The organism is Novosphingobium sp. THN1, from assembly GCF_003454795.1.
GTDB lineage: Bacteria > Pseudomonadota > Alphaproteobacteria > Sphingomonadales > Sphingomonadaceae > Novosphingobium.
Genome location: NZ_CP028348.1, coordinates 1,093,344 through 1,116,261, shown reverse-complemented (window position 1 = coordinate 1,116,261; position 22,918 = coordinate 1,093,344). Strand labels below are relative to the sequence as shown.

Below are 22,918 nucleotides of genomic sequence, written 5' to 3'. Positions count from 1 at the left end.
CGGACAGCGTTTGACTTGGCTGGCTGGATCGCGTCAGATGTTCCTCGCGCAATTCCTGCCGAGCCGGCACGCCCATGGAGGCGTGTATGTTTCGGTATCTGGCACTTGGTCTGGTGACTCTCGGATTTGCCCCGTCAGCGCATGCGCAATCTGTCGAGCTGATGGTTTTTGCGCCAGCAACATCTGCTAATGTTGACGACCTGCGCAAATCAAAGTCGGCTTCGGGGTCCAGCAGTCCTGTTGACGCGGCACTACGCTTCTTTCTCCGCACCACAGCCGATCCGCGGACGATACCAGCGCAGTATCAACTTGCCTATTTGTCCTGTCCTTCCACGCCATATGTTCCGGCACCTTGGCTCGCTGCCAAGGTCGAACGACGACGGCGGATGCATTACGCCGATATCGTGAGAGCGGCATGCGAACTCGGTATTTCGCCAAGTCTGTTAGAAGCGGTGGTCGCCCAGGAGTCGGGTTACAGGACACTGGCCATCAGCAGGGCAGGCGCCAAAGGGCTGACCCAACTCATGCCCGGAACAGCCGATGCGATGGGGGTTGCAAGGCCATTTGATCCGATGAGCAATTTGCGCGGCGGAGCCCGTTATCTGCGCGATCAGCTGACCCGGTTCCGCAGAATTGATCTTGCACTGGCAGCGTACAATGCAGGTCCAGAGCGTCGGGCGCTCAGTGAAGGCCGCATTCCAAACATCAGCGAAACGAAGGCATACATTCGATCCGTTCTGAACAATTGGGAGAGGATCGCCAAGCACGCTCGTCACGGCGAAATCTTACAGCGACAAACCCGGATGGCGGGCGGTCCATCAACCGGGAGGACGGCTGTCTTGGCAACATTTAAATAGCGGGGTTCCTCCGATGTATGGCGATGATTGCGGACTGACCGGAACGGCAGCTTTAAGTTAGCGAACCCAAGATTACTGCCGTTCGCTTGTAGGGGTGAACCGTGGCTGTCGACGGATATTGCCATTTTGCAGCCGACTCTCGAACGTCTGCGCCGCCCGAAACTGGTCGTTCGCGACACCCCCTAGCTGTCAGGCAGCAGGTGACCTCGTCTTGGTCATCGCTGGTCTGCAATCACGGGAGCTATACTGTGCGCTAATTCTGCACCATGCCCTTCGATCGGCCGTAAGCCCGGCAATGGCACCTGCCAGCCGGCAAACCGTCACGTGCCGGTCGGCGACCTTCGTGCCCCCGCAAACGCCCAATGAAGCGTTCTGGCCATGGCCAAGGCACCACTCCGCACGAGCGGCCGAAGCGGACGGTGGAGCCGCCTCTTGTGCATTACCTGAGCCCAGTCCGGCAGCAAGTCTACGGCGGCCTGCATCAGCAGGTGCTGTGCGGGCGAAGCTGCCAGCGACGGGGATGGCTGCGACAGGACCATCCCGGCAACGGCGTGCGTGCGGCTATCGGCGCGAAGCTCCGGCATGAACTCTTTGATGAGTGCTTCCGCCTCGGCCCGCGATTCCGGCACGGGGTCAGCGCCCATGGCACGAGCGACAAGCCCGGCTTGCTGCACATAGGTGTCCTGATCTGCGTGCGACATACCGGGTTCGCCATAGGCTATCCATGCATCCAGAAAGCCGATCGTTTCACAGACGTGGACCCACGCCAGAAGCCTAGGGTCGCTTGCCCGGTACGGCATACCGTCCTCCAAGGTACCGTGCACATACTCATGCACGGCCTTGACCTTTTCGATCGCCGCCTCGGCAAGCTCGCGCTCAGCGTACGTGGTGATCGCAATGAACTTGGCCGTTCGGCGCAAGCGCCCGAGCATGTCATCGCGAAAGGTGCTGTGCTCCCACACGCCGGCCAGAGCCGCCGGATGCAGCATCTGCAAAAGCAGTGCGGTGACGCCGCCGATCATCATGGTCGTCACATCGCCGTGCACTCGCCAGATGACCGACTCCGGTTCGAACAAGGCATCGCGTGACCGCACGACCGGAGTCTCGCCTTTCCCGCGGTCATTGAACACTGCCTGCACGCGCGAGACGAGGATGTGCCGTAGGAGTGACCCGGGGGAGCGCGTGGCTGGCATGATCAAGTTAATGCCGCCGTATAGCGCACGCCCGCAAGCCGATTTGCCGCCTGCTGTTTGGGTTTGCCTACGATCTGGGCAAGTGCTGCGTCAAGTGTCGGGTAGTCGAATATGAACCCGCTACGCATCGCTGCATCGGGAATGACTCGCTGCCCGCTGAGCAGCAGCTCCTCGGCAAAGCCACCCAGGGCAAGCCGCAAGGGCCACGCGGGCACTGGTATCATGGCCGGACGGGAAAGTGCTGCCGCCAATGCACCGGTGAAGCGCTGGTTGGTGACGGGCTCCGGAGCTACGGCATTGATCGGCCCCGAAAGGTCATCCTGCGTAATGGCATGGCAGATGAGGCGGACAATGTCGTCGCGATGGATCCAGCTCATCCAGTGCTTGCCGTCGCCAAACCGGCCACCAAGGCCGAACTCGAAGGGAGCGAGCAGACGCGCAAGCATGCCGCCGCTACGGTCAAGCACCAGCCCTGTACGCAGATAGACCGTCCGCACGCCATGCCGCTCGGTACGCCTCGCAGCGCGTTCCCAGCTGACGCAGATGCGCCGGGAAAAGCAGGGCGTGCCGGGATCCTCTTCAGTCAACATCTGGTCACCGCGCAGACCGTACCAGCCAATGGCCGAACCGCTGACCAGCACATCGGGCCGACGGTCCAACCGCGCGACCAGTCGGGCAATGGCGTAAGTGGCCTCGAGGCGCGAGCGCACAATGCGGATGCGCTTGGCCTTTGTCCAAGGCGTGTCGGAAATGGGTTCACCGGCCAGATTCACGACCGCATCGATGTGAGCATCACTTGCGATCTCGTCGAGCGAAGTCACGAAGCGAACCGGCCCGGCAGCGGCAAGCGGGAGGGCCTTTGCCCGGTCGCGGGTCAGGATCGTGACTTCATGACCAGCGGCGATCAACGCCGTCACTAGCCTGCTGCCGATGAAGCCGGTACCGCCAGTGACAAGAATGGATTGCTGCGCAGGCAAGGCAAGCGCAAGGCTGGCAGGGTCGCGCTCGGCAAGACGCGCCATACGACGGGCGGCGGCCAGATCGCGCAGCCCCGAGACGATCACGCCAACTGCCGCGATCGCGCAGAATGCGCTCATCAGCCCGTGGTTGACCGGAGCCAAATCCGTCGGGCGCCCCGCCAGTACAACAAGCCAAGGGACAAGCATCGCCAGGATAACACCGTAGTTCAGCGTCAGAAGCGTGTGCGTGACGCGCTCGGTCGCCGGCAAATGGCGGGTGCGATCCTCCTCCACGAAATCCCAGAAGGTGACGAGCAGTTCGACCGCGAGCAGCGCCAGCAAGGCGATCGCCCCCAGGCCCCTGGGTTCGAACCAGCCCAGCGCTGTGAACATCACGGCATAAGCAAGGTTGCGCACCCCATGCAGGGTCAGCTCAACACGTTGTGATGCTCTCCACGCCAAGCGCTCGGTGCCCTCGTGGTGATAAATGGTATCGAAGGCGCCCATCATCATCTGTGCGAAAACCGCGATCCACAGAACGTCAGTCATGTTGCAGCCTTCCCTGATTGTCGGCCTGGTCGCAGAAGCAGCTGTGCTGGTGCATCACCTCGCCCAGGAGCGGATGACGCAGGGCAAGCTTGAACGTGAAGCTTCCACCGCCGCAATCGACATGGTCGATGGTTAGCAAGCCAGGTGCCAGCAGGCGCGGCAGGCGCAGCCGGATGCGCCCGAGTTGCACGAAGTAGTGGTCGCTCGAGAAGCGAATGCCGCCCTCGATCGCGCTCACGCGAAGCGCAATTCCAAAGCCTCCGCCGAGATACTCCTCAAGGCCCGTTGGCCCGGCAAAGCGCTTGGACGAATGGATCACCTGCGGAAAACCGTATTTTCGAGCGTAAACCCTCGTCCAGACCTGTCCGCCGCTGGCGCCGTCCTCGGTGACGCTGACGATCGCGGCAACTCCGCCTTCGCGCTCCAGCGGCAGCGGAGCGCCGATCAGCCGGCATGCCTGTGCCAGGACCCAGCCACAAAAGCTCATCCGGCAGGAGAGGACCTGTCCTGCATAATTGGCCGATGCCCCAACACACAGGCGCTTGCCGAAACGAAAACGCACGGCCTCAGGCAGCGATGCCCAATCCTGCGAGCCGAGCAACTGCCGGAAGCGCAAGTCGATCAGCGCGTCGGTGTCGCCAATAGGCATGCTGACGGCATGCCGATCTCGCTGTTCCCTCGCTAAGCTCTGCATCTCCCCATCTCCTGTATGATTAGTTATTTCTGTATTGAGAGAAACTGGCGGGCAAATTTTCAAGGGCTGTCCTTCGTCGCGCTGCCCTTGCCACCAACGAACTTGAGCAGGCCTACGACCTTCGACCCCAAGCGGATCAGCCGCATGATCTGTTGTGGGGGCACGTGGATCATCTGGTTGTACCAGCCCTCGACCGTGTTGATGAAGTCATGCATCCCATGCAGCCTCTGGCGCACCAGGGGACTGATGCGCGGATCGTCGATACCTTCCATGGCCGCCCGAATTGCGGCCACCATCGGGTCGATCTCGCGTTCCTTGCGCCCTTGCGCAACCTTGCTGGCCATCTGCCACATGTCGGTCTCCGCGACGTAATGATCGCGCCGATCACCCAGCATCGGTACGCGCGTGACCAGCTTCCAGTTCAAGAGCTCCTTGATGCTGTTCGACACGTTGGAGCGAGCCATGCCCAGCTTCTCAGAGATCTCTTCGGCCGTCAGCGGTCGATCGGACAGCAGCAGCAGCGCCTGGATCTGCGCCACCGACCGGTTGACACCCCACTGGCCGCCAAGATCGCCCCAGCGAAGGACGAAAGCCTCGACGGCAGGAGGCAACTTGTCCGACTCGATTGTTGTTTCTGTCATGACAGAAATATCTGCTAGATGCAGATGAAGGTCAAGGGGGTGCGTTTTGATGGTCGAAGTACCGTCTCGTTCTCAGGCGACCATATCTCCGCCGGCCGGCGCGGACGTTAGCTTTAGGCCGTTGAGAGCGCGGCAACGGACTTTCTGCGGTGCACCGGTGATCGACCGCTGCCGACCAGACTTGGCCGTTCATACATGCGCCAGCAAACGTCTCGTTCTGCCGAAAGCTGTCCATCAGTATACTGCGAGCGTAGGTACAAAGCAATTAGCCGGGGTACCGACCGACCGTCAGAACCTGGAAGTACGGTGAGAAAGAGAGCTCGCTAGTCTTCTCTACCGCGCTCGAGAATGATTGCTCGATCGCCGCGATTTGCGGACCGTCCACAGTGGCGGCGACGCTCGCGGTAAGTTTCTGAGCGAAGGTAGACTTCATCGAACTGCTGATGCTCGCCTTGGTGAGTTGGTAACCGGTGATCGAAGTGACAATCGATTTGTCGGGATTGGCTTTCAACCAGGCGGCGCAGGATTTTAGATCTGCGGGAACAGCGTCAGCCTCGAGCCGTCGCGTGAGATCGGTATTAATGCGAATATAGCGATAGACCCCTGTGACATCTACGGCCTTGGTCTTACTGCTGTTGTACGACGCTTCGACTGCCGCCGCGACTTTATCTAGCTGGGCTGCAGGCACGCCTGCTGCCGTTGCGATCGCTTTTGCATCAATTCCACCTTTTGCTTCGAGCAACTTTGTGGCCTTGACGGTGAAATGAACAGGATTGGAGTGAACCTCCTCGAGGTAAGGGATGTTATTGGCGATAGAGTAAGCGCGAAGATTATTGTTAACTTCATTGCCGCAGTAATTAGTGTCGAGTCTCACTGTTTCCGTAAAAATCTTCGCTAGTATCGGATCAATGTTAGGCTTGCCATTCGCGTCAACAGTGAGATCTCGCCCTTGAACTAGATAATAACCGGTCGCATCGTTTGGCTTACTCAAGCATTTATTAGTATCGGCATTCGGACAAATGTCGTTTTTAGATACGTTTACGCCTAATATCTTTACGCTGGCCGCGGCTGGGCCTGACACCCAAGTACTGGCAAGCACGGCAGCGCTTATCGCGGTCATTTTTAGAGAGTACACTGATATCCCCTTTTTCTGGCCATCGGCTTCCTGACTATGAAGCAAGACTAACACAGATTTTTGCCATGAGAAGGCTGAAGTGTATGTCCCATTCAGACAGAAAATTCGGGTTGTGGCCTGCGAATTCGCGAACGCAGCGGCGATCATGACCACTGGTAAGCAGCGATCAATCGAAAGCTGGTGTTGGCATCCGGCAAAGAGCGGCAACGACTTACGGCTATGCTGATTGTCTAGAAACCCCCTTTAGCAATGTCAGCTTTCGATCGCGGCGGGCATTTAGAGGCAAATTTGGGAAAGGCAGCTTCGTCCCAGTCCAAGACTTTCAGCGATTGCCACGGCGTGCTGAACGAACAGCAAAAATCGATGACGTCACGATTGAGCGCGAATGTCCGGGTTTGAGGCGGCACTCGCCGCGAGTCTGTTGCCCATCGAAGGGACGGCAGCCGACCCACTCATGCCATTCCAGGCTAACGCGGGAATGTCAGCTTCGGCCCAAAACTTGCCTCTTGTTTTCGGTGAAATCGATTATCTGCAGCGTCCGAAACCCGGCTTAGCGTCCACCGGGCTTCTTGGCTATCAAGCGTGAAGCTTGATGGCCGCTCGAACATATTCGGGCTTTAGAGGAATGCGCCTGATGGGCTTTCCAGTCGCATCCATGACTGCCGCCGCAATGGCAGGCGAGGCCAAGGCATTAGCGCTCTCTGAGCCTTGGCCGTAAATGCCCACGGTGGGGTTGTCGGTGATTACAACCTTCAGTTCGGGCATCTCAGCCATGGTGAGGATGGGATAGCCAGTCCAATCCTTGGCCGTCACGGCACCCTTATCGAAGGTCAGCTCCTCGTGCAGTGCCTGGCTCACACCCATCAGGCAACCGGCCTGGATCTGTCGGCGCAACTGGAGCGGGTTGATAATGATGCCGACGTCGGCAACGATCGTCATGCGCTCGACCTTGACCTCGCCGCTTGCGGGAATGACCGTCACCTTTGCAGCGCAGGCCCAGTAGCCGTTATCGCGCAGCATGATCGAAACGCCTTGCCCCCTGACCGGATCGCTGCCGTTGCTTCTGGCTTGGGGTGAGGGCGATGGCCGGTTCTCCCACTTCGCTTCGCTGCGCAACCGCTCAAGGATAGCTACGAAGCGCGGGTCGGTGACATGGTCGAGCCTGAACTGGAGCGGATCCCTTCCGGCCAGCATCGCGGCTTCGCTTATCGCGATCTCACGCGGGCAATTCTGCTGGAATTGGATTGGCGTACGCATGGAATGGCTGCGAAGGCCGGCAGCGCCTAAGGCTTCGTTCTGGCCGGGGTGTGCGCCTCCCTTGGCCTGCTCATGCACGGCAGGCACTGCGCCGTAGACCCAGGTGTCGGTGACGTTGAGCACCGTGCTCTGGAAGCCATACCTCGTTTCAGCTGAGGGTGCAGGGATGACCGGCAGACCCGCCAGCAACGCGCCGACAAGGCGATCATCCTGCATTCCGGGTCCGATGTGCGATGCTTCATAGGCTGCCATCCTTCCGGCGTCATCGAGCGCGATGCGGATGTCCGAGATCATCGCCGGTGATTGCGTCGACCATTGCATGTCGTCGGCGCGCATCCATTGCAGGCGCACTGGTCGCCGCAATTCGCGAGAGAGTAGGACCGCCTCGTCCTCGCTTCCGGCGCTGCCTCCGTTGGAGCGGCCATAGTGCCCCGCGCCCGGATAGGTTCGCACCACTACCTTGTCGTCGTCGCTGCCCAGCATCAGCGCGATCATCCGCCGCAAGTGCTGCGGATTCTGGCTATGCGTGTGAAGCCATACCGACCCGTCCTTCCGATAGTCGGCAAGACTGACCATCGGGCTGATAGGGGCATGCTTCTGGTATGGCATTAGATAGCTTGCCCGAAGTTCGCGCATAGTCTTGACCGACGAAGCCTCGCCCTTGTTTGCTCGGCCCTCGCGCGCTGGCGTCGGGTCTTCAGTCGCAATCCTTCGCAAGTGTTCTGTCAAGCGCTCGTTGCCGGGAAGACCTTCCCACTTTGACCACTCGCTACCGTCTGCGACCGACTGTGCAGCCTGAACCGCCTCCCATTCGTCCGGAGATACAACGGCAAGCAGGTTGTCGATGCTTACCAGTCGTGCGCCGGGGAACTGTTTGCCATCGAGCTTACCCGGCGCAATCAGCGTCGATCCCAGCGTAGCCGGATGGATCGTGCGTGCATGGAGCATTCCGGGCAGTGTCACGTCGCCCACCCATACCGTCTTGCCTGCAACCTTGGGCGCTATCGAAGGGTTGAGCACCGGCTTGCCGATGATGGTGTAGTCCTTCACCGGCTTCAGCGGCGGATCGGCATCCACGCGCAGCCCCATCGGCATGGTCAGGTCGCCGGCAATCGGGATGACCAGATGCAGGTCTTCGCCCGCCAGCAGTTCGCCATAGCTTATGGCTTTCGTTGCGCCGGAGATTACGCCTTCGCGAACAGTTAGGCTGGCGCGGGGCACCGCGAGCCTCCTAGCCGCCAACTCAAGCGAAGCCTCACGCATCAATGCTGCGACCTTGCGCAGGTTCTGACCGTAGCGCAGCAGGCCGAATGTGCCACCCCCATCCGGTGTGCGGTCAGTGTCGCCTGAGACCACCTCGGTCATTGCTTCCAGAGGGACGCAGAGTTCCTCCGCTACGATCTGGCGATACGCGGTGTAGATCGTGCTCTGCCCAAAATCGCACTTTCCTGTGCGCAACAGGACGGTGTTATCCGAACGGATCTCGATCCAGCCATTGACGGTAGCGGCTGAATGAGCATGTGAATTGGCTTTGCTGGCGTTTACCCGCGCAACAGCACTGCGACCACCCATCGCGAAGACGGCAGCGAGTGCGCCTCCTGCAGCGAGGAACCCGCGCCGGCTGACACCCATCAAGCGGGCGCCGTGGACATTGATATCGTAGATGATTTTCGCTTCGGACTTCGAGGGTGAACAGATCATGCCGACTCTCCCTGCATCATGAGCTTCGCCGCACGGTGAGCGCCTTCGAGTATTGCGGCATAACTGCCGCAGCGGCACAGGTGCGGCGACGGGCCTGACGTGGTCAAAGCTTCCCGAATGTCCTGATCAGTAGGCTTGGGATTGGCCTCGAGCAGTTCGGTGACCTTGATCATCATGCCGAACTGGCAGATCCCACACTGGGGCACCTGTTCGTCGATCCACGCTTGCTGCACTGGATGAAGCGTGCCTGCGGACATCTTTCCCTTCTGGCTGGCCCAGCGTTGGGGAAGACCGTCCACGGTGGTCACCGGTTTGCCTTCCAGCGCCGAGATAGGGGTCACGCAAGCACGCACTTCCTCGTCGCCCAGCAAGACCGAACAGGCGCCGCACTGGGCAAGTCCGCATCCAAATTTGACCCCCATGACGCCCAGTTCATTGCGCAGGACGTAGAGGAGCGGGGTGTCAGGCGATGCCTTGACCTTACGCTGCTGACCGTTGACCACGATGGTGCTCATGTCGCTACTGCCTTTCCAATTGCTTGCCAGAATCAGAGCCTGTCAAAGACCAGTCGCTGCCTCACCAGCAGGAGTGTAGCGCGCTCCTTCCACGCTTACGGTCGCCAGGAGCGCTTCAATCTCGGCAAGATCCTTAGGCGAGAGGGCGATGTCTGCTGCGCCAAGGTTTTCCTCGAGCCGATGCAGCTTGGTAGTGCCAGGGATCGGCACGATGAAGGGCGCTTTGGCCAAGAGCCATGCGAGCGCGATCTGCGCAGGGGTCGCGCCACGGTCAGCCGCGATTTTCTTCACAAGGTCCAGCAACTTCAGGTTGTGAGCGAAAGCTTCGGCCTGAAAGCGCGGCAGGGTGCCGCGGAAGTCACCTTCGGCCACCTGCTCGGCGCTGGCGATACCGCCAGCAAGGAAGCCCTTGCCGAGCGGCGAATAGGGCACAAGGCCGATGCCGAGTTCATGGCAGGCGTCAAAAATACCGTTTGTCTCCACCTGCCGCGTCCACAGCGAGTATTCGTTCTGAAGTGCCGCTACGGGCTGCACCGCGTGGGCGCGCCGTATCGTGGCGGCGCCCGGCTCCGACATGCCGAAGTGCTTGACCTTGCCCTCTGCGATCAGGTCCCGCACTGTGCCCGCCACGTCCTCGATTGGCACCTTGGGATCGACGCGGTGCTGGTAGAACAGATCGATCGCATCGACGCGCAAACGCTTGAGCGAAGCCTCGCAGACGCGGCGGATCTGTTCGGGGCGGCTATCCACGCCGCGCATTGCGCCACTGTCGGGGTCGATATTGAAGCCGAACTTGGTTGCGATCACGACCTCGTCGCGGAACGGTTCAAGGGCTTCGCCGACCATGTCCTCGTTTGTCCATGGGCCGTAGACTTCGGCAGTGTCGAAGAACGTGACGCCACGTTCAACGGCGGCGCGGATCATGGCAATGCCATCAGCGCGAGACAGATTGCTGCTGTAACCGAAGTCGATGCCCATGCAGCCATAGCCGAGGGCGGAAACAGAGAGGCCAGATTGGCCCAGAGTGCGACTATGCATTGTTCAACTCCTTGAGAAGGCTTAGCCGGGCTGCCGGATCTTGCCCGCAAACATCGCGGCAATGATGCCGCCGTCGATCAGCAGATCGGTGCCGGTCACGAAGCCGGCATCCGGTCCAAGCAGCCATGCGCAGGCTAGAGCGATTTCCTCAGGCGGCGCCATCCGGCCTGCAGGCGACGCATCGACCATCGCCCGGTAGCCATCACCGATTGGGGAAGCGAGTTCGTGGCGCGCGAGCGGGGTCACCACGATGCCGGGACTGACCGCATTGACCCGCGCCCCCCGGTTGCCCCATGACAATGCCGCCGCCCGTACCCGCAGCGCGTTGGCCCGCTTGGCCAGGCAATAGGCGACCATCGAATCCGGCACGAACTCACGCCCGAGGAACGGCAAGGCAAGCAGTTTATCGGCGGGCGTGAAGGCCAGTGCCTGTTCCTGGTCAGCTGGAAGCTGGGGCAGCATGTGGCCCGCCATGCTCGAGACGATCAAGCCCGCCCCGCCGGGTGCAATCACGCTTTCGAACACCTCGAACACCAGCGCCGAGCCATAAAGATCGACTTCAAGCACCCGCTCGGGCCCAGCCATGTTGGGTGATGCACCAGCGGTGTTGACGACCTGAACGACCGTGCCAAGTGCGGCCGCACGCGTAGCCAGCGCTTCGACAGACTGGCGCATGGTGGTGTCAACCGGCTGCGTTTGCACCTGATAGCCGGCATCGGTCAGGCGCTGTGCGGCGGCTTCAAGGACGGTAGCGTTGCAATCTGCCAGCAGCAGCTTGCGGCCGAACCCCTGCCTGCGTGCGATTGCCTCGCCGATACCGCCCGCGCCGATGATAACTACAACGTCCATGGGTCACTCTTCCTGCTCGAGACCGGCATTCTTCTGCCCTGCTTGCCGTCAGCGCCATTGCATCTTGGAGAGGAGCATAGACCAAGTGATTATTGCCGATTAGACGTGTCTTTCTGCATGAACCTATATCGAAACGAGATAAATGATGCGCGATGAGCTGGGCGATCTGTCGACGTTTCTGGTCGTCGCCGAGGAGCGCAGCTTCACCCGTGCGGCGGCGAGATTGGGAACGTCGCAATCGGCAATCAGCAATGCCGTGCGCCGGCTGGAAGCTCATCTCGATATCAAGTTGCTTGCGCGCACAACGCGCAGCGTGAGCCCCACCGAAGCCGGGGAGCAATTGCTTGCAACCCTGCGGCCAGCACTCAGCGACATTCGGCAGCAGATCACCTTGCTGGCCAAGCTACGTGAGCGCCCCTCCGGCACTGTGCGCATCACCACCAGCCGTCATGCTGCCCAAACGGTCCTGTGGCCTGCGGTCGATGCAGTGCTGGCCCGCTATCCCGAGATTCAGATCGAATTGTCGATCGACGGTGCTCTGACCAACATCGTGGCGGACAGGTTCGATGCGGGTGTACGCCTGGGCGAGAGCCTGGAGAAGGACATGATTGCAGTGCGCATAGGCCCGGACTTGCGCATGGCCGTAGTAGGTTCACCTGACTACCTCACAAAGCATGCGCCGCCGAAAACTCCACGTGACTTGATTGCGCACCGCTGCATCAACTTGCGCATGGCGACCCGCGGCAATCTCTATGCGTGGGAATTCGAGAAGGCGGGGCAGACTCTGAACGTGCGCGTGGAGGGGGCTCTGATCGTCAACGATAGCACTCTGGCGATCGAGGCAGCACTGGCTGGTCGCGGCCTGGCCTGTGTAATCGAAGACGACGACCTGCACGAGCATCTTGCGTCTGGCCAACTGGTCCGCTTGCTTGCCGACTGGTGCCCGCCTTTTGCCGGCCATCACCTGTACTACCCCGATCGGCGCAATCTCTCGCCAGCGTTTCGCGTGCTACTGGAGGAGTTGCGTGCGAGGGCTCAGCAAGACGGCTCGCAGCATGACGAGCAAACCAGGACGCGTGTGTAAAAGATGGGCCAAGTGATGTCACATTCGCCAAGTGTCGCCCTTGGCTATTTTGTCAACGAGAAGCTCAACGGAATGACAGCTGGGCTTGGATCACGTCAATCGAGAGTAGCGTTACAAACGTGAATGAACGACCGCTCTCGACCCCATGCTTCGGCCCGCTGAACGTCGTTTTTGGAGGCGGTTCACGCACTTAATTTGCAATGAAAGGTTGTGGATTGCCAGTGTGTGCCTGTTGGACTAGCTCGATGCCAGACTGACTAGCTGAGCCAATCGGAGAGGTTCTTGGCCCGCGCCCCGAGCATGACAAGTCTGAGGCTGTTTCTGCAGGTGGCAAGGACTTGCAGCTTCAGCGAAACGGCGCGCGCCGCCAATTTGTCGCAACCAGCGCTCAGCCGCACTATCAAGCTTCTTGAGGAAGATCTCGGCGTTCGACTGTTCGACCGCAATTCACGCAACGTCATGCTGACCACGGCCGGTGCGGCGCTGGTGCCGATTGTCGAGCGACTGACCGCCGACTTTGACCTCGCCTTCCGCGAGCTCGACCAGACGTTCAGTGGCGAGCGCGGCCGGGTGGTGGTGGGGGCGCTGCCATCCATCGCTGCCGATTTCCTGCCGCGGGCGATTGCCTGCTTCCTTGCCGAGCGCAGGCAAGTGGAAGTCATCGTGCGTGAAAACCTCAGCGGGGGATTGCTGCAGAACCTGCAGGACCGTTCGATCGACCTTTCGATTACCATTCCGCCGGGCGGCACTGCGCCGATCCGGTTCGAGCCGATGTTCGAAGACGAATACCTGCTGGTCTGCCGCCCGGAAGATCTCGAACTGATACCCGATCCCGCTCCCTGGCGGGTGTTCGAGCAGTTTCCTTTCATCGCGATGGAACCGCGCAGCAGTGTGCGGATGATGACCGAAAGCGTTTTCGCCGCCGCCGGCATTCGTACCGACGCACGCTTCGAATGCGTGCAACTGGCGACGGTAGGCGGTCTGATTGGCGAAGGACTCGGCATTTCGCTCCTGCCCCGCTCCACTTTGCCGCTGATGGCGATCGGCAAGCAGATTGCGTGGCGAAAGACCGAAGCGCCTGTGGCGTCGCGCACGATCGGCATGTGCACGCTGGCAGACCGGACTCTTGCCCCGGCAGCGGAGGCATTTCGGCAGCTCGTCCTGGCCATGGCGGTCGATACAAAATTCTGATCAATCGATCAGGTAACTCTAATTGTTGGATTGATGCTCTTGCGGCATGAATGGCGCCCAAGGACGTTTCAGCCGCAGGAGAGGGAATTCGGATGCTGGTCGTGGTTGCGGTGGCAACGCTGCTGCTTTTGCTTGCCGCGATTCTTTCGAACCGGGTCTCCCCGCTCGTCGCCCTGATCCTGATCCCGGCGCTGGCCACGCTGCTGCTGGGACAGGCGGTGGAGATGCCCGCTTACATTATCAAGGGCATCGGGCAGATTGCGCCGATTGCCGGAATGTTCGTCTTCGCCATCCTGTTCTTCGGCATCATGACCGACGTCGGGCTGCTGGCTCCTCTGGTGAGCGGCATCCTCAAACTGGTCGGGCGCAAGCCATCGCGCATTACCCTTGGAACGGCTGCGCTGGCACTGCTGATCCATCTCGATGGTTCGGGCGCGGTGTGCTTTCTGGTGACTATCCCTGCGTTGCGTCCGCTCTATGACGAACTGGGCATGGACCGCCGGGTACTGGCTTGCACCGCTTCCATGGCAGCTGGCGTGAACTTCCTGCCGTGGACCGGCCCCACCGCCCGCGCGGCGGCATCGCTCAAGCTTTCTGTCAGCGAGATCTTCACGCCGCTGATCGGCGTGCAACTCGTCGGTCTCGGCTTCGTCTTCGCAGCGTCATGGTATCTTGGCCATCGTGAGGAGAAGCGGCTTGGGCTGGGGCATGAGCAGACCTCGGGAGCCGGTCTGAGCGCTTCGGCTGTGGCAGTTGCGGCAGGGCACGGCAGTGACCCTGGCAGCCTGCGCCCCAGCCTGTTCCCGCTCAACCTTGCTCTCACGCTGGCAGTAGTTGCGCTGATGGTCAGCGGGATTGCCGAACCGGTGGTCGTGTTCATGCTGGGCACGGCGCTCGCGCTGGCGATCAATTACCCTGCACCCGCACAACAGCGCGCCCGGATCGAGGCGCATGCTCCGGCAGCGATGCTGATGGTCGGCGTGCTGCTGGCAGCGGGTGCAGTTACCGGCATCTTCAATGGCACCGGCATGATCAAGGCGCTCGCCAGCGCCAGCGTCGGGCTGGTGCCAGATGCGTTCGGGCAGCACATCCCGCTGTTTCTGGCGAGCGTGGCGATGCCGCTGAGCCTCGTGTTCGATCCTGACAGCTTCTACTTCGGCGTCCTGCCGGTGATCGCGGAAGTGGCCGGGCACTATGGCGTCGCGCCGGTCAAGGTTGCGCAGGCGGCCCTGCTCGGACAGATGACCACCGGCTTCCCGGTCAGCCCGCTTACTCCGGCAACCTTCTTGGTGGCGGGCCTGAGCGGCATCGAGCTTGGCGCACACCAACGCTTTTCCATTCCCTGGCTGTTTGGTGCCTCGCTGGTGATGACTGGCTCAGCCGTCCTTTTCGGAGTTCTTGCATGAGTGACCGGCGCATCCGCATCGGGGCAGGAGCCGGGTTTTCGGGCGATCGCATCGAACCTGCGATCGACCTGCTGGAGCATGGCGAGCTGGACTATCTGGCGTTCGAGTGCCTGGCCGAGCGCACCATCGGCCTTGCTCAGGCCGCGCGCCAGATCAATCCCGATGGCGGTTATGACCCGCTGCTCGACGCGCGGCTTCGCGCGGCCCTGCCGGTGGCGCGGCGCAATGGCGTTCGCCTGATCAGCAACATGGGAGCGGCAAACCCCCTTGCCGCCGCCCGCGCGACGACCCGCATTGCCCGCGAACTTGGCCTCACCGGCTATCGCACCGCCGCGGTCTTGGGCGACGACGTGCTCGATCTGATCATGGCCCGCGATTTTCCGCTGATCGATCGCGAAGGAACGAGCCGCGATCTTGGCAGCAGCGTTGTCTCGGCCAATGCCTATCTGGGTGTGGCAGGCATCGTCGAGGCGCTGTCACTCGGGGCGGACTGCGTGCTTACCGGGCGAGTCTGCGATCCGGCGCTGTTCCTCGCCCCTCTGGTCCATGCGTTCGGCTGGTTGCCGGACGATTGGGACCGGTTGGGACAAGGCACGGCCATCGGCCATCTGCTCGAATGCGCCGGCCAGTTGTGCGGCGGCTACTTTGCCGATCCGGGCGTGAAGGACGTGCCAGACCTTGCACGACTGGGCTTTCCCTATGCCGATGTGGCGGCCGATGGCAGCGCCTTGTTCGGCAAGCTGGAAAGCGCAGGTGGCCTGATCAATGCGGCAACTTGCAAGGAGCAGTTGCTCTACGAAATTCTCGATCCCGCCGCCTATCTGCAGGCCGACGTTGTTGCCGACTTTACCGGTATCAGCATTGCCGAACCTGCTCCCGATCAGGTGAAGGTAAGCGGCGCTACCGGGCGGCAGCGGCCCGACACGCTCAAGGTCTCGATCTGCTACGAAGACGGCTTCATCGGCGAGGGGCAGATTTCCTATGCCGGTCCGGGCGCTGCTGAGCGCGGGCAATTGGCGACGGCCATCGTGCGCGAACGGCTGCGCATGAAGGGAATGGACACCTCTCAGGTACAGTTCGATCTGATCGGCATCGATGCGGTTGATCGGCGCGAAGCCTGCCCGGCGCATCACCCGCGCGAGGTGCGGGTGCGCATTGCCGGGCGCAGCGATACCCAGGACGGCGCCGAAGCCATCGGGGCCGAAGTCGAGGCGCTCTACACCAACGGGCCAATGGGGGGCGGCGGCGTCAGCCGCGCGACGCGCAAGGTGCTTGCCGTCGCATCGACGCTGATCGACCGCAACCTTGCAGATCCGCGCGTTAAAATCGAGGTGGCGTAAGATGATCCTTCGCGACATTGCCCACGTGCGCACCGGCGACAAGGGCGACACTTCGCAGATTGCCGTGTTCGCCCATAGGGCAACGGACTACGCGCTGCTGGTGCAGGCGGTGACGGCAGAGCGCATCGCCCGGCACCTCCCGAACCTTGCCTGCAAACGCATCGTGCGCTTCGAACTGCCCGGCCTGCACGCGCTCAACTTCGTGCTCGAAGGCGCGCTGGCTGGTGGCGTTACCCGCTCGCTCGCACTTGATCCGCACGGCAAGACGCTGGGCGCGCAGTTGCTCGATATGTCTGTTGAGGATCTGTGATGATGAACCGCAAGCGCAGCCTTGTCCTCGCCGGACTTTCCAGCCTCGCGCTGATCCAGCCCGCCACCATCGCCGCGAAGGTGGACCGCGTGGTGGTGGAAACAGTCACCCAGGCCGAACCGGTGGCAGGCACACCGGCCTACGAGATCGTATCTGGCCATTTCGCCGGAACGCTCGATCCGCACCTGCCTGGCAATGCCGTGATCACCGACATTGCCCAGGCCCCCGCAATTCGCAGGGGATGGTGGAGTACAGCGCCACGTTCAAGCTTGCCCGCCCGATCGACAGAGCGAAGGCAAGTGGCGTCCTGTTCTATGACGTGCCGAACCGCGGCAACTTCCTGATCGGGCCGGATCCGGACGGACATGTGCGCCTCGTCAGTGGCTGGCAGGGCGATCTGCCCAAGGATGCGGGGCTGCAGACCGTGACTGTGCCCGTTGCCAGAGGGAAAGGCGGAAGGCCGCTGACCGGGCCCGTGCTTGTGCGCTTTCAGGATGTGCCATCGGGAACGCGCAGCGCGGCCATCACCGGCAGTATTGGCCGTCCCACGGCTCGCCCGCAGCCGGTTTCGCTCGATACGCGCAAGGCGAGACTGTTCTACCAGACCGCGGGGAGCGAGACGCGCCATCCAGTAGCCGCCCGCGACTTTGCCTTTGCCGACTGTTCGACAAAGGCATTTCCCGGCACGCCCGACCCGTCGAGCCTGTGCCTGCGCGGTGGTTTTGACGCGGCGCGGACCTATACGCTGGTCTATACCGGCAAGGATCCGCTGGTGCTGGGCATCGGCTTTGCCGCCACGCGCGATCTGGTTGCGCATCTGCGGCGCAGCCCGGACGATGTCGCCGGTGCAATCCGCTGGACGGTGGCAAGCGGCACCTCGCAATCGGGGAACTTCCTCAAGAGCTTCGTCAATCTCGGCTTCAATGCCGATGAGGCCGGACGCATCGTGTTTGACGGGATCAATCCCAACATCGCGGCCCGGCAGGTTCCACTGAACCTGCGCTTCGGCGTTCCGGGTGGTGCCGCCCGTGCCTTCGAACCGGGTAGCGAAGGCACGCTGTGGTGGTCGCCCTACAACGACCGGGTGCGCGGGCTTGGCACAACCAGCCTGCTCGATCGCTGCGCGCTGTCGAACACCTGTCCCAAGGTCATCGAGACGTTCGGCTCTGCCGAGTTCTGGGGCCTGCGCATGGCACCAGGGCTGATCGGCACCGATGCCGCCGGCGATGTGCCGCTTCCGGCCAACGTGCGCCGCTACTACTTCCCGAGCGTCACCCACGGCGGATCGTGGACGGGCGGGTTCAAACCCGCCGGCGATGGCGCGGTGCCGGGCTGCAAGCTTCCCGGCAATCCCAATCCTTCGCTGGAGAGCCTGCACGCCGCGCAAGCGATGCTGGTTGATTGGGTGCGCAGCGGCACTGCGCCAAAGCCCAGCGCCTACCCCACTCTTGCCGGGGGCGAGCTTGTGCCGGCAACCGCCGAGGCGATGGGATGGCGTGGCGTTCCGGGCACGCCCGATCCGGCACGAATGCTCAACCGCATGCCCGACTACCGCTTTGGCAAGGCCTTCCGCGCGCGCGACGTCAGCGGATCGCTTTCCACGTTGCCGCCGGAACAGCGCGGCACGATCCCGCAACTGGTGCCGCGCGTGAATGACGATGGCAACGAGACGGCGGGCATTCCCTCGGTCCAGTTGCAGGTTCCGCTTGGCACGTACCTGGGCTGGAACGAGACGACGACCGGCTTCGATGCCGGAAGCGGTTGCAGCTTCATCGGCGGGTTCGTGCCCTTTGCGAAGACCCGAGCGGAGCGCCTGAAGGCGGGCGATACGCGAGCCTCGCTCGAAGAGCGCTATGGCAATCGCGATGGTTTTCTCGCCAGCGTCCGCGCCGCCGTTGCGCGGCAGCGGGCCGCAGGCTGGCTCCTGCCAAGAGACGCCGAGCGCCTGCTCCGCCAGGCCGAAGAGAGCGAAGTTCTGCGCTGACAGGTATTGATGCAAATTCCTGATCAATCGATCAGAAACTTATATTTCCTTGCTTGAACAAGCTGAGGCAAGGTCAAAATCGAGGATTGCATGAGGGGATAGCCCGACGCTGGTGCCGCAACGGTGCCTGTCAGGTTGCGAGCGACGCTGCTCGCAGCACCACCCTTCAGGCAAGTTTAAATGGGAGGGTGAAAATGTCCACGTCATCACATGCCGGCTTGCGACTTGCCGGAATTTCCGCGCTAGCGCTGATCGCCGCTTCGGCCGCGCCGGCTTTTGCGCAAAGCGCAGACCAGCCCGCTGCTGGAGAACCTGCCGCCGATGCACCGCAGAAGAGCGAAGAGATCGTCGTCACCGGCACGTACCTCGGCAACATCCGCCAGGAAGATCGCGCCTCCCCCGTGCTCGCCGTCGATGCAAAGGCGCTGCAGCGCACCGGCGTAACCTCGCTCGGCGATCTCACCCGCTTCATCCCGCAGAACGTCGGCAGCGCGGGCGGGATGCAGGATCTGGCCAAGGGTGGTGCAGACACCCGCGATACGCGCTCGGTCAACCTGCGCGGCCTTGGCAGCGGTTCCACGCTGGTCCTGCTCAACAATCGCCGCGTGACCCCGCAGGGCGGCGACGATTTCGTCAACCTCAACAGCCTCACGCCAGACATCGCGATCAACCGCGTCGAGACCGTGCTTGACGGCGCTTCCTCCACCTACGGTGCCGATGCGGTCGCGGGCGTGTTCAACGTCATCACCAACACCAAATTCGAAGGCGCGAAGATCACGGCGCAATACACCGGGATCGACAAATCGCATTCGTGGAACGTGCAGGCGATGGTCGGCATCGGCAACGACACGTTCCATTCGGTCACTTCGGCAAGTTATCGTTTTACCGACAACCTGCAGAACGATGACCGCGAAATCACCAATTTCTTCAACCCATCGGGCGCGGGCTTTCCCGGCCGCTTCACCTTGCTGGGGCGTCCGACCGCGGCTGGTGGCGGCAATCTCGTGATCAACGGCAACGACTATACCGCACTGTTCGACACAAAGGCGGTTGGCGGTCGGCTGACGGTCGTCGATCCAAACTGTGGCAAGGCCGGAACAAACAGCGTCTACGTCCCCGCGACTGGCGCTACTTTCGGTCTTGGCAATTGCGCCTATAATTTCCAGCCGAAGAATCCGATCCGCCCGGAATCGCGCAGCATCAACGTCCACAACGATACGACGATCGAGATTGCGCCCGATCAGACGGTCTTCGCGGAGATCAGCTATTACCATCAGGATTCCAAGCGCTACGGCGTGCCGTCCTATGCCCAGAATGCAGGCAATGCGACGATGCCGGCAAGCAACCCCTACAACCCGTTCGGCGTAGGCGCAGTGTTCTTCGGTCGCGCCATCGGCGAGGAAGGGTTCCCCGGCGGCTACGATTACCGCGTCATGCGCGATACCGTGGACCAGCAGCACTATGTGGTCGGTGCTCGCGGCAAGCTGCTGGCCGACTGGAGGTATACGGCCAACGTGTCCTACTCCGCATCGCACACCATTGCGCGCGACAAGGACACTGACATGAACCTGTTCCAGGCCGCGCTAAATGGTTTTGGCGGCCCGAACTGCAACTACCTGTTCAACGGGGCGGGTGCCGGGGCCGTGGCCGGCAAGGGCAACTGCCTCTACTACGGCCCGCTGCAGTCCGATCTTTCGAAGTTGGACCCATCGCTGATCCACAATCTGCAGACCGACGTCTACTTTGATTACAAGCGCGAGTACTACCTTGCCGAAGCAGTTGTTAATGGCACTCTCGCCACTATCAACGGGCATGACCTCGCCGTTGCCGTCGGCGGCCAGTACCGCCGCGAGAAGTCCTCGTCGCACTATTCGGATCTGCTGCTCAACGGCTTTGCAGGGTTTCTCGGCAAGCGCCTGAACACCGATTTCACCCGCACGGTGAAGAGCGCCTTCGTCGAAGCCAACTACGAAGTGCTCGACGGTCTCAACGTCAACGCTGCAGCGCGCTACGAAGATTACGGTGGCTTCAACACGACAACGCCCAAGGCTGCAGTGAACTGGCGCGTGATTGATCAGCTCAGCTTGCGCGGCTCGATCAGCCGGGCTTTCCAGGCACCAACCATCGCCAACGGCTCGACCGCTTTGATCTCGACCGGCGTCGGTAGCGTGACCGATCCGACCAAGACCCCGGTCGACACCACGTTCCGCACGATCCAGACTTTCGGCAATCCCAACCTCAAGCCGCAGACTGCCGACGTCTTCAACATCGGCGCGACTGTGCTGCCCATGTCACGGGCGCGGCTCTCGCTCGATTACTGGCACTACAAGTATAACAACCAGATCCAGTTGCAGAGCGCGCAGGCCGTGGTGAACGCAAGCCCGAACGGTGCAGCTGTGATCCGCGATTCCAGCGGCAACATCCAGGCCGTGCAGGTGACCTCGTTCAACGCACCGAGCGGCACGGCCACGTCCGGTCTCGACTTTGCAGCCTCGATCGGGTTTGATCTTGGCCCGGTGGCCGTCACATTGCGTGACAACCTTACCTATCTGCTGAAGTACGATATCGACATCGGCTCGACCACGCCGGGCGCCAAGTCCATCGTCTACAACGGGGTCGGGTTCCGCAACCAGTTCGTCCAGTCGCCACTCTCGGCTGCGGCCGCACCACGCTGGCGCAGTGTGGCCGGGCTTGACCTCGAATATGGCCGTCACACGCTATCGGGTACTTGGCGCTATACCTCGGGCGTGGTTGACGATCAGGCAATTGCCCTCAACACCTCGGGAAGCGGTTCGGTCATACCCGCCACAGCCACGACGAAAATCAAGGCGTTCTCGGTGTTCGACCTGCAGTATGGCTTGCGCTTTGGTGTTGACGATCGCTTCGACCTGACCGTCGGCGTGATCAATGTGTTCAATACCGCACCGGGCTTTGCCCGCTTCAACGGCTACCTGCCCTCGATCGCCGATCCATTCGGCCGTCAGGTCTACGCCCGGGTCGGTGCCCGCTTCTAAACTGGTTTCCGAGGGGCAGGCTTTTCCCGCTTGTCCCTCGGGAAATTTCTCAAAATCATGTCTCGCTGGCGATCCGCAGGTGATGAACCAACGACACGAATCGATCACGACAAACTGCTGATCGAATGTCCGGAATGAGAGCGACAGGCGCCGAGATCGAACAGGTGTTGAATGACCGGTTGTCGGGAGATCATGGGTGACCTTTCCCCGCCGACCCGCGCGGTGTGACGCAACTGGCACCAGTCGCGGCGGGCCCCTATTTCGGCCGCAAGGCGAAATCGACCTGAATGAAGACGTCGGAGTTTGTCGTTCCGATCATCATGCGCGACGAGCCGCCCGCGACCGGCGGCGGTGGGGGCGGGGCGACCGGCGCCGCCTGCTGGTTGCGCGGGGCAGCCGCCTCGACCGCAGTCGCGTCGGCCGCGCGAAAATAAGTGTTGCCCTGACTGCCGCCTGCATCGCGAATGTAGAGCACGCGGCTCACTTCCATTCCCGCCGCCCCGGCATAAGCCTCCGCCCGCTTACGAGCAGCCCTATAGGCGTCGGCGTAGGCAAGGTTCGCGGTCGCCTCTGGGTCGGTCATCGACAGGTTCGGTCCAGAGACGATGTTGGCGCCAGCTTCAGTGGCTGCCGCCACAGCCTCATTAGCCCTGGACGCATCGCGAACGGTTACGTTAACCAGGTTCATCGCTTGGAACTGGCCCTTGCGGTTGCCCCAATCGATCCGGTTGATCGAGACGGCGCGAGTCTGGATGTCCTTCTCCGGTACCCCCGCCCCCTTCAGCGCTGCGACGATCTCATCGATCTTCCTGCCGTTGGCCGCGCTCGCTTCCTGCGCAGAGCGGGCCCACGTTTCGATACCCGCCTGGAACTCGGCCTTGTCAGGACGCGATTCCGCGTGTCCGGTGGCACTGACCGACAGCAAGGTTTCCTCGCGGGAGACCCCGCGCGAAATCTCTGTGCCTCCCCCACACGACGTTTGGAGCGGCACAGACAGTAAAGCAAGAAAGCGATTGGTCATATGGCGCGGCCTACAGATAGTTCTTCACGTTCCTAAAATGCCGGCGCCAAGGTAAGGCTCCCATGCGTTGGCACGAAAACGACCGCTTCAGCCCAGCCCAAGCCTTTCCGCCGCAATTTAAGCCGGCTGAACGAAAGGCGGGAATCGATGACGCTTGATCAGGCTGGGAACGTCCGTGAT

Annotated in this window: 19 protein-coding genes; 9 read left to right on the top strand and 10 right to left on the bottom strand. The window is 61.7% G+C overall.

The window, feature by feature from the left end:
* The first annotated feature begins 86 nt into the window (after nt 1–86).
* Nucleotides 87–857 (top strand): lytic transglycosylase domain-containing protein, encoded by a 771-nt coding sequence (locus C7W88_RS22150; RefSeq protein WP_162896301.1) that lies wholly within the window; start codon nt 87–89, stop codon nt 855–857.
* A gap of 320 nt (nt 858–1,177) precedes the next feature.
* Here the strand turns inward: C7W88_RS22150 and C7W88_RS22145 are convergent, their stop codons facing one another.
* The 9 genes from C7W88_RS22145 to C7W88_RS22100 form a co-directional block, all read right to left on the bottom strand.
* Nucleotides 1,178–2,050: an oxygenase MpaB family protein gene (locus C7W88_RS22145; protein WP_118075756.1), complete on the bottom strand. Its 873-nt coding sequence runs from the start codon at nt 2,048–2,050 to the stop codon at nt 1,178–1,180.
* A gap of 2 nt (nt 2,051–2,052) precedes the next feature.
* Nucleotides 2,053–3,558 (bottom strand): TIGR01777 family oxidoreductase, encoded by a 1,506-nt coding sequence (locus tag C7W88_RS22140; protein ID WP_118075754.1) that lies wholly within the window; start codon nt 3,556–3,558, stop codon nt 2,053–2,055.
* Complete coding sequence (locus C7W88_RS22135; protein ID WP_118075752.1) at nt 3,551–4,207, bottom strand: DUF4166 domain-containing protein; 657 nt, start codon at nt 4,205–4,207, stop codon at nt 3,551–3,553. The genes C7W88_RS22140 and C7W88_RS22135 overlap by 8 nt, the downstream gene beginning before the upstream one ends.
* A gap of 104 nt (nt 4,208–4,311) precedes the next feature.
* Entirely contained in the window at nt 4,312–4,893 is a 582-nt protein-coding gene (locus C7W88_RS22130) for a GbsR/MarR family transcriptional regulator (protein WP_118075750.1), read from the bottom strand.
* 265 nt (nt 4,894–5,158) lie between these two features.
* Complete coding sequence (locus C7W88_RS22125; RefSeq protein ID WP_162896300.1) at nt 5,159–6,181, bottom strand: hypothetical protein; 1,023 nt, start codon at nt 6,179–6,181, stop codon at nt 5,159–5,161.
* 423 nt (nt 6,182–6,604) lie between these two features.
* Nucleotides 6,605–8,986 carry a molybdopterin cofactor-binding domain-containing protein gene (locus tag C7W88_RS22115; protein ID WP_118075746.1) on the bottom strand — a complete coding sequence of 794 codons (2,382 nt, stop codon included), beginning with the start codon at nt 8,984–8,986 and terminating at the stop codon, nt 6,605–6,607.
* Entirely contained in the window at nt 8,983–9,501 is a 519-nt protein-coding gene (locus C7W88_RS22110) for a (2Fe-2S)-binding protein (protein ID WP_118073339.1), read from the bottom strand. Before C7W88_RS22110 ends, C7W88_RS22115 begins: the two co-directional genes overlap by 4 nt.
* Nucleotides 9,502–9,543: 42 nt before the next feature.
* Nucleotides 9,544–10,539: an aldo/keto reductase gene (locus C7W88_RS22105; protein WP_118075744.1), complete on the bottom strand. Its 996-nt coding sequence runs from the start codon at nt 10,537–10,539 to the stop codon at nt 9,544–9,546.
* Between the two features lie 21 nt (nt 10,540–10,560).
* Nucleotides 10,561–11,388: an SDR family oxidoreductase gene (locus C7W88_RS22100; RefSeq protein WP_118073341.1), complete on the bottom strand. Its 828-nt coding sequence runs from the start codon at nt 11,386–11,388 to the stop codon at nt 10,561–10,563.
* Nucleotides 11,389–11,530: 142 nt separating this feature from the next.
* Here C7W88_RS22100 and C7W88_RS22095 point away from each other — a divergent pair, with 142 nt between their 5' ends.
* From C7W88_RS22095 to C7W88_RS22065, 8 genes are all read left to right on the top strand, one after another.
* The gene (locus C7W88_RS22095) at nt 11,531–12,472 is read left to right on the top strand and encodes a LysR family transcriptional regulator (protein WP_118075742.1); all 942 of its coding nucleotides are present in this window, start codon (nt 11,531–11,533) and stop codon (nt 12,470–12,472) included.
* 300 nt (nt 12,473–12,772) lie between these two features.
* Nucleotides 12,773–13,663: a LysR family transcriptional regulator gene (locus C7W88_RS22090; protein ID WP_118075740.1), complete on the top strand. Its 891-nt coding sequence runs from the start codon at nt 12,773–12,775 to the stop codon at nt 13,661–13,663.
* 92 nt (nt 13,664–13,755) lie between these two features.
* Nucleotides 13,756–15,069: a CitMHS family transporter gene (locus tag C7W88_RS22085; protein ID WP_118075738.1), complete on the top strand. Its 1,314-nt coding sequence runs from the start codon at nt 13,756–13,758 to the stop codon at nt 15,067–15,069.
* Nucleotides 15,066–16,409, top strand: a complete 1,344-nt coding sequence (locus C7W88_RS22080) for an acyclic terpene utilization AtuA family protein (RefSeq protein WP_118075736.1) — start codon at nt 15,066–15,068, stop codon at nt 16,407–16,409. The genes C7W88_RS22085 and C7W88_RS22080 overlap by 4 nt, the downstream gene beginning before the upstream one ends.
* Nucleotide 16,410: 1 nt before the next feature.
* On the top strand, nt 16,411–16,719 hold the full coding sequence (locus tag C7W88_RS22075; protein ID WP_118075734.1) for a hypothetical protein: 309 nt from the start codon (nt 16,411–16,413) through the stop codon (nt 16,717–16,719).
* A gap of 2 nt (nt 16,720–16,721) precedes the next feature.
* Nucleotides 16,722–17,063 carry a hypothetical protein gene (locus C7W88_RS23045; protein ID WP_205525333.1) on the top strand — a complete coding sequence of 114 codons (342 nt, stop codon included), beginning with the start codon at nt 16,722–16,724 and terminating at the stop codon, nt 17,061–17,063.
* The gene (locus C7W88_RS22070) at nt 16,961–18,703 is read left to right on the top strand and encodes an alpha/beta hydrolase domain-containing protein (protein ID WP_118075732.1); all 1,743 of its coding nucleotides are present in this window, start codon (nt 16,961–16,963) and stop codon (nt 18,701–18,703) included. The genes C7W88_RS23045 and C7W88_RS22070 overlap by 103 nt, the downstream gene beginning before the upstream one ends.
* Nucleotides 18,704–18,897: 194 nt before the next feature.
* Nucleotides 18,898–21,717, top strand: coding sequence for a TonB-dependent siderophore receptor (locus C7W88_RS22065; protein WP_118075730.1), 2,820 nt, complete (start codon nt 18,898–18,900; stop codon nt 21,715–21,717).
* Between the two features lie 256 nt (nt 21,718–21,973).
* Here the strand turns inward: C7W88_RS22065 and C7W88_RS22060 are convergent, their stop codons facing one another.
* Nucleotides 21,974–22,738 (bottom strand): SIMPL domain-containing protein, encoded by a 765-nt coding sequence (locus tag C7W88_RS22060; RefSeq protein WP_118075728.1) that lies wholly within the window; start codon nt 22,736–22,738, stop codon nt 21,974–21,976.
* Between the last annotated feature and the right edge of the window lie 180 nt (nt 22,739–22,918).